The sequence below is a fragment of the Verticiella sediminum genome (assembly GCF_007558815.1).
Lineage (GTDB): Bacteria > Pseudomonadota > Gammaproteobacteria > Burkholderiales > Burkholderiaceae_B > Verticiella > Verticiella sediminum.
Genome location: NZ_VLTJ01000027.1, coordinates 19,734 through 29,234, shown reverse-complemented (window position 1 = coordinate 29,234; position 9,501 = coordinate 19,734). Strand labels below are relative to the sequence as shown.

The window sequence follows — 9,501 nt, the reverse complement described above, 5'->3', positions numbered from 1 at the left end:
AGCGCCGGCGAGGCGGCTGGTGGGATGGGCGTGAGGTCGAGTTCGACGTGCGGGGGCGGCGGGGGCAGCTTCATGCGGCAGTCTCTTGCGGTGCGGGAAAGCGCGTGCGCCAGTGATGGGCGATATCGGCCCGGCGACACACCCAGACCCGCTCGTGGCGGGCGACGTGATCGAGGAAGCGGGCCAGCCCGCGCGCCCGGCCCGGGTGGCCGACCATGCGCGGATGCAGCCCGACGGTCATCATGCGGGGCGAGCGTTCGCCTTCCTCGTACAACTGATCAAAGCTGTCGCGCAGCAGCGCGAAGAAGTCGTTCGGGGTCGGCAGGCCGCCGGGCGCGAGCTTGCAGTCGTTCGTGACCAGGCTGTACGGGACGACCAGATGGGGCGCGCCCTCGACCCGGCACCAGTACGGCAGTTCATCGTTGCAACTGTCCGAGTCGTACAGCAAGCCCGCCTTGGCGAGCAGCCCGCGCGTGTGCTCGCTCGGCCCGTAGCGGCAGCACCACCCCTCGGCTTCGCGTCCGAGGGTGCGGCGCAGCGAGGCTTGCGCCCGCGCGATGTGTGCCATCTCGGTCTCGGCCGAAAGCAGCCAGGGCTTCTCCCAGCGCCAACCGTGGCAGCACACGTCGTGCAGGGTGCCGCGCAACGCGGCAGCCAGGGCCGGGTTGCGTTCCAGTGCCAGAGCGCAGACGAAGAGGGTGAGGGGCAGTGCGCGCCGGGAGAAGAGCTCGAGCAGGCGCCAGACGCCCACCCGGCTGCCGTACTCGTACATGGATTCGGCGCTCAGGTCGCGGCCCGCGATGCCCGTGTCCATGCCGACGCCTTCGGTCAAGGCCGTGTCGGTGTGCGCGTCGCCGTCCAGCGGCGAATACTCGGCGCCTTCCTCGATGTTGAGCGCGAAGTTCAGTGCGATGCGCGCCCCGCCAGGCCAGCCGGCGTGCGGCGGCCGGCCGGCATAGCCCACGAAATCGCGTCCCGGCCAGGGCGCCTGGCAGGCCGGCGCGGTCATCGGCCGAGCAGGCTGGGCAGCCATAGCGCGATCTCCGGCAGCACCATCAGGATCAGCACCGCGAGAATGTAGGCACCGATGAAGGGCATGACGCCGGCGAACACGTCGGTGATCGGACCAGGCTGGCGCCGCATGCCCTGCAGCACGTAGAGCACGGTGCCGTCGGGCGGGCTGATCATGGCGATTTCCACCAGCATGGTGATGACCACGCCGAACCAGACGGGGTCGTAGCCCAGGGCGGTCACGACCGGAAAGAGCAGCGGCACCGTGGTGATCACCATGGAAGTGCCTTCCATGAAGGTGCCCATCGCCAGGTAGAAGCCGACGATCAGCAGCATGACCGCCCAGCCGGGCAGCGGGAGCTCGCTCATGAATGTCGCCAGTGTCTCGGAGATGCCGAGCGATGACAGCATGTAGTTCAGGAAATACGCACCGAACAGGATCAGCCCGATCATCGAGGTGGTGCGCGCGGTGGACATCATCGAGTCCACGAGCAGCCGCAGGCTCATGCGGCGTTCGAACAGCGCCAGCACCACCGCCCCCGCCACGCCGAGCGCGGCGGATTCCGTGGGCGTGGCGAAGCCGGTGTAGATCGTGCCCAGCACCAGCGCGATCAGGGCGAGCGTGGGCAGCAGGTCGAACAGGCTGCGCAGGCGTTCGCCCTTTTCGTGCGGGGTCGCATCCCTGCCCAGGCCCCGGCGCGCGCCGTACCAGGCCACCACCAGCGAGAACATGACGACCACCAGAATGCTCGGGCCGACGGCGGCCAGGTACAGCGAGCCGACGGAGGTTTCGGTGATCAGGCCGTACACGATGAAGGAGAGCCCGGGCGGTATGAGGTTGCCGAGCGCGCCGCCGGCGGCGAGCGTGCCCAGGACGAGGCGCGGCGGATAGGTCGACTTCTCGAAGTAGGGCAGGGCGACCGACCCCATGGTGGCGGCGGTCGCGACGCTGGAGCCGGCCACGGCCGAGAACAGCCCGCAGGACAGAATGTTGGTATGTAGCAGACCGCCCGGCAGCCTGCGCACCCAGACGCTGAGCCCGCGATACAGCCGCTCGGACAGCCCGGCGCGCAGCATGATCTCGCCCATCAGCAGGAACAGGGGCACGGCCACCAGCACGAAGTTGGTGCTGGGGCCCCAGATCATCTGTCCGATGTAGTTCCAGAACGGCCGATCCGACAGCGTGAACCCGGCGAGCAGCGCGAGCAGGCCAAGCGCCGCGCCGATGTAGATGCCGCCCGCGAAGAAGGCGATGAAGGCGACCAGGATGACGCCCAGCGCGGCCCAGGAGCCGTCCATGGTCACCGGGGCGACGCCCATCAGCGAGGCCGCGCCGATGGCCAGGCCCAGCAGGACGATGAAGCCGACGGCGATCATGGATGCCCCTTGTCGAGCCCGGAGGCCTCGATGGTCTCGCGGGCTTCTTCCTGATCGCTGCGCGAAAGCAGGGCGCGGTCGATCCTGGCGAGCTGGCCCGCGGCCAGCCAGCGCAGGCAGCGGGCGAGCAGGGCCAGCCCCACGACGAGCAGCAGGACGAAGCCCAGCGCCCACAAGCCCTGAGGTATCACGAGGGGAACGCGCAGCGCCGACACGTCGGTCGCCTGGAACTCCCAGGATTCCCAGGCCAGCGCGATCGCGCCATAGGCAAAGAAGCCGGTCACCAGGAGCAGGCTGAGCAAGGAGAGCAAGTGCAAGCCGACGCGTACGCGCAATGGCATCTTCTGGACCAGGACGTCGATGCGCACATGGGCGCGCTGGCTCAGCGCCCCGCCCAGTCCCAGCGTCATGCCGATGGCCAGGAGGTAGCCCGAGATCTCGGTGGTGGCGACGGTGGAGAACCCGAGAAAGCGCCTGGCCACGATGTCGAAGAGAATGAGGGCGGCCATCGCCACATAGCACAAGCCGGCGAGCGCCATGGCCCCCTGGCCCATGAGGCGTACGATGCGCCCGGGCCCGGCGCCGTCACGGTTGTACATACGAGATTCCCGTGATGGGGGCCAGCGTGCTGGCGTAGACCTCGGCGCAATTCGGCCCGCAGCGCTTGATCCAGTTCGGCAGGACGGCCTCGGCGACTGCCTTGTGCAGCGCGGGCAAGGTGTCCTCAGAGGACGTCACTTCCGTCATGGGCTTGCGGCCCAGGGTGTGCAGCTTGCAGCCGTCGGCCCGTCCGACGTTGCAATCGATGCCGTCCTGGGTGGCGATCGCGCCCAGGGCCCACTGCCGCGCCTCGATCTCGGCGAATGTGCGTTCCAGCAGCGCCTGCGTTTCCGGCGCTTGGCGGTTCCACCAGGCCAGGTTGACGAAGTAGCCCGCGGTCGACCACGACACGGGCTGGGCGACCAGGTGGGTGGCGACTTCGTTCCACTTCATGCCGTTGCCGCTGCCGGAGCCCGTCAGCGCGCAGTCCACCGTATGCAGTTCCAGCGCGGAGTACACCTCGCCGAAGGCGACGGACACCGGCGTGCCGCCCAGCGCCGTGATCAGGTCCGCCGCGGAAGGGCCGTTGCCGCGCACCTTCAGGCCTTTCAGGCTGTTCAGCCCCGACACCGGCTTGTTGCAGAACAGCATCTGTCCGGAGAACGGGTACAGCGCAAGAATCTTCACCCCCAACCGTTCCAGGCTCTGGTTGGCGGCGGGCTTGATCGCGTCCGATACCTTGCGGGCCTGTTCGATCGTCAGGTTCATGCCGGCAAGATCGCCGCCGTCCAGGAGAGGAACGTCGCCCGACACGACGGTGAGCGCCGCGGCGGCGATCTCGACCTGCCCGGAGCGCACCAGCCGCAGCACTTCCGGCCCGTTCACGTTGCGTTCGGGCCACGAGGCCAGCGAAACCTGGATGCGGCCGTTGCTCGCTGCCTGCAGGCCGTCGCGCAGCAGGGGCTGGTCGACCTGGGTGTACTGCGGAATCGCGGGCGAGCTTTGAGTGATGGCCGCGATGCGGATGCCGGGGCCGGCCGGGAAGTCCTGGGCCAGGGCCGTACCGGCGAGAAGAAACGAGAGCAGTGCGGCGAGCGCAGTGGGCTGATGGCGCATGGCGGAGACTCCGGAGGGTAGGTGGCACCTACCGCTATGCAAGAGCCGAGCCAGTTTCGATAATTTTTTATTGATATCTATATTTCAATCAAGTTATTGATTAATAAGTGATAAATGGTATAAAACGTCGATAAATCCAAGATATTCTTGTCGTCGTTGATAAATTTTTATTTTGAAGGTGCGGATGCCATGCCCACCGTGGTGCGCAGGCACCGATGGCGTGCGGCGGCGGGACAGGCGGGACCGGGCCGTGCGGCTTGCTCAGGGGCTGGCGTTCGCGCGCTCGTGGTCGCGCGCAATGAACAGGATGCGGGCCACGATGTCTTCGATGGCGTTCGATACCGGGTCGGTCCGGTAGGTGACGAACAGCGGCAGCGAGGGCAGCGGTTCCTCGGTATCCACGCACTGCAGCAGGCCTTGCTGCACGAAAGGCCGCACCAGGTCGCACGGCAGCGTGGCGACGCCGAATCCCTTTTCGGCCAGCCTCAGCATGGCCGACAGGGACGACACGCCATGCACGTGCTGAGGCGTCGCGCCGACCCGGCGAAACAGATCCATCATCGCCGTCTGGGTGGGCGAGCCGCGCTGGAACGTGAGCAGTTGCCGGCTGGCCAGCTCGCGCGCGGAAACCTCGACCCGGGGCACCCGGCGTTCGCCCGCCGGCGGGCGCTGGACGAAGGTGAGCTGCAGCGGCGGCAGCGCCTGCGAACGAATACCGTCGCCGGCTTGCGGCATGGCGAGGATGGCGATGTCCAGCATGCCGCGGGAGAACTGCTCGGCCAGCAGGGGCGTATTCTCGATCGTCAGCTCGAGCTCGGTGTCCTGGCGGTCGCGGCGCAGGTCGTCCAGGAGGTCGAGCAGCCAGGTGTGCGCAATCGTCTCGATGACGCCCAGGCGCAGGATCGGCAGGCCCGGATCGGCCAGGTCCAGATCGAGGCGGATGTCGCGCTCCATGTGGAGCATGCGCTCGGCGCGCGGCAGCAGGCGCACGCCGGCCTGGGACAGGGTCAGCCGGCGGTTGCGGCGCTCGAAGAGATTCGTGCGCATGTCCGCCTCGAGCGAGGCGATGCGGCTGGACACCCCGGCCTGGGTCAGCGACAGTCTTTCGGCGGCCCGGGTGACGCTACCCAGTTTTGCCACCCAGTAGAACGCTTCCAGGAAGCGCAGATTCATGGTCGGTATCGCGAGCGCGGGGTGCTGTTTCGCGTGCTACGGTAGCATGGCCCATGACCACGGGCCAAAGCGCAAGCCTCGTGCAGTCACCGCGCCCAGGGTGCTCCGGCCGCGATGCTAGAATATGTTCATGACGCTGGCGCACGAGGCGCCGCGTTCAGGTCCACGCCGCGTACCGCGGCTTTTGTACGGCGCCGATTTGCGTGATCCGCTTGCGGGCGCCTCATAAATCCAGCTAAAGAGGTCCCGTGCTCGCACCTACTTCCACGGCCGTTCCGTATTCGGTCGGCATCGTTACCCCGCAGTTCCTCGAATTCCCCGAACCCCTCAGGCTCGCCAACGGCACCTCCTTCGGCCCGTATTCGCTGGCGGTCGAGACCTACGGCACGCTGAACGCGCAGCGCAACAACGCGGTGCTCGTTTGTCACGCGCTCAACGCGTCGCATCATGTGGCCGGCGTCTATGCCGACGATCCCAAGAGCACCGGCTGGTGGGACAACATGGTCGGACCGGGCAAGCCGCTGGACACCGACAAGTTCTTCGTCATCGGCATCAACAACCTGGGCTCGTGCTTCGGCTCGACCGGCCCGGCCAGCGTCAATCCGGAAACCGGGCGTCCCTGGGGCGCGGCCTTTCCGGTGGTCACGGTCGAGGACTGGGTGCACGCCCAGGCCCGCGTCGCCGATCGCCTGGGCATCGCGCAGTTCGCTGCGGTCATGGGCGGCTCGCTCGGCGGCATGCAGGCGCTGAGCTGGGCGATCACCTATCCGGAGCGCCTGCGCCACTGCGTAGTGATCGCCAGCACGCCGCGGCTGTCGGCGCAGAACATCGCGTTCAACGAGGTCGCGCGGCGCGCCATCATCACCGACCCGGATTTCCACGGCGGCGACTACTACGCCCACGGCACCCTGCCCAGGCGCGGGCTGTCCGTGGCGCGCATGGTCGGCCACATCACCTACCTGTCCGGCGACAGCATGGCCGAGAAATTCGGCCGGCAGCAGCGCCAGTCGCAGAACGGCGGCGACTACAACTACGGCTTCGACATCGAGTTCGAGGTCGAGTCCTACCTGCGCTATCAGGGCGAGAAGTTCTCGGGCTATTTCGACGCCAACACCTACCTGCTGCTCACGCGCGCGCTGGACTACTTCGATCCCGCGAAGACCTGCGGCGGCGACCTGCAGCGCGCGCTGGCAAAGGTGCGTGCTTCGTTCCTGCTGGCCTCGTTCACCACCGACTGGCGCTTTCCACCGGCCAACTCGCGCGAGATCGTGCGCGCGCTGCTCGGCAACCGGGTCCCGGTCACCTACGCCGAGATCGACGCGCCCCACGGCCACGACGCCTTCCTCCTGGAGGACGCGCGCTACCACGCCGTCGTGCGCGCCTACTACGAACGCATTGCGACGGAGCTGGGGTTATGAGCGCTACCGCACGGCCGCCCGAAGGCGCCGCGTCCCTCCCGCGGGGAGGTGGTCGCGCAGCGACCGGAGGGTCGTCCACGATCGCCTCCGTCCGTCCCGATCTTGCCCGTATCGCTAGCTGGATCGCGCCGCAGAGCCGCGTGCTCGACCTGGGCTGCGGCGATGGTTCCCTGCTGGCCTATCTGGCCGAGCAGCACGAGGTCAGCGGCGTCGGTGTGGAGATCGACGATCAGCGCGTCATCACCTGCGTGCAGCGCGGCGTGAACGTGATCCAGCAGAACCTCGAGGCCGGCCTGGCCCTGTTCGACGACTGCCAGTTCGACACCGTCGTGCTCTCGCAGACCTTGCAGGCCATGCACCACACGGAACACATCCTGCGCGAGATGGTGCGGGTGGGGCGCGAGGGCATCGTGTCCTTCCCGAACTTCGGCTACTGGAAGCACGGTTTCTCGATCCTCGGCGGACGCATGCCGGTCAACGGCAACCTGCCGTACCAGTGGTACGACACGCCCAACATCCACTTGTGCACGCTGCAGGATTTCGAGCGGCTGGCGGCCAGCCTGGGCCTGCGCGTGCTCGAGCGCGCCACGTTCTTCGAGGAGCGCGAGATCGACTTTCTGCCGCAGTGGCGCAGCACGCTCGCGGTGTACCGCTTCGCCGCGCCCGGCTGCTGAGCCCCGCGCGGCCGTGGCTATACTGGCCGTTCGCTGTGCGCGGGCCGCAAGCGCCGCTCGGCGCCGGCCCTGACGCCTCCACGCAAAGGTAGCCGCATGTCCAGCCTCACCCGCATCCAGGTGCCGAAGTCCTGCGACCTGCTCGCGGCCGAGTTGCGCAAGCGCATACTCGATGGCGAGTTCCGCGATGGCGAGGCCTTGCCCGTGGAGCGCGAGCTGGTCGCGCAGACGGGGCTGAGCCGCAGCTCGGTGCGCGAGGCCTTGCGCATCCTGCAGACCGAAGGGCTGGTGCGTACCCGGCCGGGCCGCTACGGCGGGACGGTGGCCAACCGGCCCACGGCCGAGCACCTGGCCGATCAGGTGAACGTGTTCGTGCGGGGGCGGCGCATCGGCCTGCACGAGATCGTCGCCGCGCGCGAAGCCATCGAGCCCATGCTGGCGCGCTACGCGGCGCTGCATCGCACGGACGAGGACCTGGCCCTGCTGCGCGCAAGCACCGCGGCGATGGAGGCGGCCGTGCACGAGCTGCCGCGCTTTCTCGAGGCCAACGTGCGCTGGCACCTGGCGGTGGCGCAGGCGTCGCACAACCAGATCCTGCAGGCCTTCATCCAGTCGATCACGCATCTCATCCACGAGGCCACCCAGGTCGAGGAAGTAGCCGCGGCCGAGACCCGCGCCATGGTGGTGCGGGCGCATCGCAGCGTGCTGGCGGCGATCGAAGCGGGCGACGCCGATGCCGCGCAGCGGCGGATGCAGCGGCATGTGATGGCCTATTCGCAGCAGTTGGATCCACTGTTCGCCCAGTAAGCGGGCGCTGCTCGCCCGCAACCGAACCCTCCCAGCCACGCTGCACGATCCGCAAATCCTATCGTCCGATTCTATGGTCTGATAATTGACTGAAGCCCGGATCGCCGTTTAGCATCGGGTGTCCGATGCCTGGCGAGCGAGACCTGCCGGGCCCATGGTTTCCCCGCGGTCGCCCTGCGCTGCGGGCCTCTCGAGCAAGGCAAGGCATGAATTTCGATCTGACCGAAGACCAGCGTGCGATCCGTGCGGCCATCCAGGACGTGTGCCGCGATTTCGACGACGACTACTGGCTGGCGCGCGACCGCAGCGGCGAGTTCGCGCACGATTTTCACGCCGCGCTGGCGCAGGCGGGCTGGCTGGGCGTGGCCATGCCGACCGAGTACGGCGGTGCCGGGCTGGGCATCTCCGAGGCCGCGCTGATGATGGAGGCCATCTCGGAGTCCGGCGCCGGGATGTCGGGTGCGTCGGCGGTGCACATGAACATCTTCGGCCTGCATCCGGTGGTGGTGTATGGCTCGCAGGAGCAGAAGGCGCGCTGGCTGCCGCCGCTCATCCGCGGCGAGGAGAAGGCCTGCTTCGGCGTCACCGAGCCCAACACCGGGCTGAATACGCTCAGGCTCAAGACCATGGCCGTGCGCCAGGGCGACCGTTACGTCGTCAACGGCCAGAAGGTGTGGATCTCCACCGCCCAGGTGGCCGACAAGATCCTGCTGCTCGCGCGCACCACCCCGCTGGAGGAAGTGACCAAGCCCACGCTGGGCCTGAGCCTGTTCTACACCACGCTGGACCGCGCCCGCGTCGAGGTGCGCGAAATCGAGAAGCTCGGCCGCAAGGCGGTGGATTCCAACCAGCTCTTCATCGACAACCTGGAGATCCCGGTCGAGGACCGCATCGGCGAGGAAGGCAAGGGCTTCGAGTACATCCTGCACGGCATGAACCCGGAGCGCCTGTTGATCGCGGCCGAGGCCGTGGGCCTGGGCCGCGCCGCCCTGCGCAAGGCAGCGCAGTATGCCGGCGAGCGCATCGTGTTCGATCGCCCGATCGGGCAGAACCAGGGCATCCAGCATCCGCTCGCGCAGCGCTGGATCGAACTGGAGGCCGCCACGCTCATGTACCAGAAAGCCGCCTGGCTGTACGACCAGGGCCGCCCCTGCGGCGCCGAGGCCAATGCCGCCAAGTTCCTGTGCGCCGAAGCGGGCTTTCGCGCCTGCGAATCGGCCGTGCTCACGCACGGCGGCATGGGCTACGCCAAGGAGTACCACGTCGAGCGCTACCTGCGCGAAGCGATGCTGCCGCGCATCGCCCCGGTGTCGCGCGAGCTCATCCTGTGCTTCATCGCCGAGAAGGTGCTCGGCCTGCCGAAGTCGTACTGAGCGCGGCTGCAC

General features: G+C 68.0%; 9 protein-coding genes and 1 riboswitch. Of the genes, 4 read left to right on the top strand and 5 right to left on the bottom strand.

Going from position 1 to position 9,501, the window contains the following annotated elements; all coding sequences use genetic code 11:
• Window positions 1-70: 70 nt before the first annotated feature.
• From FOZ76_RS13720 to FOZ76_RS13700, 5 genes are all read right to left on the bottom strand, one after another.
• On the bottom strand, window positions 71-1,033 hold the full coding sequence (locus FOZ76_RS13720) for a polysaccharide deacetylase family protein (RefSeq protein WP_246129497.1): 963 nt from the start codon (window positions 1,031-1,033) through the stop codon (window positions 71-73).
• On the bottom strand, window positions 1,006-2,388 hold the full coding sequence (locus tag FOZ76_RS13715; RefSeq protein ID WP_143948841.1) for a TRAP transporter large permease: 1,383 nt from the start codon (window positions 2,386-2,388) through the stop codon (window positions 1,006-1,008). Before FOZ76_RS13715 ends, FOZ76_RS13720 begins: the two co-directional genes overlap by 28 nt.
• Complete coding sequence (locus FOZ76_RS13710; protein WP_143948840.1) at window positions 2,385-2,987, bottom strand: TRAP transporter small permease subunit; 603 nt, start codon at window positions 2,985-2,987, stop codon at window positions 2,385-2,387. Before FOZ76_RS13710 ends, FOZ76_RS13715 begins: the two co-directional genes overlap by 4 nt.
• The gene (locus FOZ76_RS13705) at window positions 2,974-4,044 is read right to left on the bottom strand and encodes a TRAP transporter substrate-binding protein (RefSeq protein WP_143948839.1); all 1,071 of its coding nucleotides are present in this window, start codon (window positions 4,042-4,044) and stop codon (window positions 2,974-2,976) included. The genes FOZ76_RS13710 and FOZ76_RS13705 overlap by 14 nt, the downstream gene beginning before the upstream one ends.
• A gap of 261 nt (window positions 4,045-4,305) precedes the next feature.
• A complete protein-coding gene (locus FOZ76_RS13700) occupies window positions 4,306-5,217 on the bottom strand; it encodes a LysR family transcriptional regulator (RefSeq protein ID WP_143948838.1) in 912 nt (303 codons plus the stop codon).
• 181 nt (window positions 5,218-5,398) lie between these two features.
• A riboswitch (SAM riboswitch) is annotated at window positions 5,399-5,477 on the top strand.
• On the opposite strand from FOZ76_RS13700, the gene metX reads away from it, so the two are divergent.
• The 4 genes from metX to FOZ76_RS13680 all read left to right on the top strand — a co-directional run bounded on the left by metX (window position 5,466) and on the right by FOZ76_RS13680 (window position 9,489).
• Complete coding sequence (gene metX / locus FOZ76_RS13695) at window positions 5,466-6,635, top strand: homoserine O-succinyltransferase MetX (protein WP_143948837.1); 1,170 nt, start codon at window positions 5,466-5,468, stop codon at window positions 6,633-6,635. (Overlaps the previous riboswitch by 12 nt.)
• Window positions 6,632-7,309, top strand: coding sequence for a methionine biosynthesis protein MetW (metW, locus tag FOZ76_RS13690; RefSeq protein ID WP_143948836.1), 678 nt, complete (start codon window positions 6,632-6,634; stop codon window positions 7,307-7,309). The genes metX and metW overlap by 4 nt, the downstream gene beginning before the upstream one ends.
• Window positions 7,310-7,405: 96 nt before the next feature.
• Window positions 7,406-8,116, top strand: a complete 711-nt coding sequence (locus FOZ76_RS13685) for a FadR/GntR family transcriptional regulator (RefSeq protein ID WP_143948835.1) — start codon at window positions 7,406-7,408, stop codon at window positions 8,114-8,116.
• Window positions 8,117-8,322: 206 nt separating this feature from the next.
• Complete coding sequence (locus FOZ76_RS13680; RefSeq protein WP_143948834.1) at window positions 8,323-9,489, top strand: acyl-CoA dehydrogenase family protein; 1,167 nt, start codon at window positions 8,323-8,325, stop codon at window positions 9,487-9,489.
• Window positions 9,490-9,501: the final 12 nt, after the last annotated feature.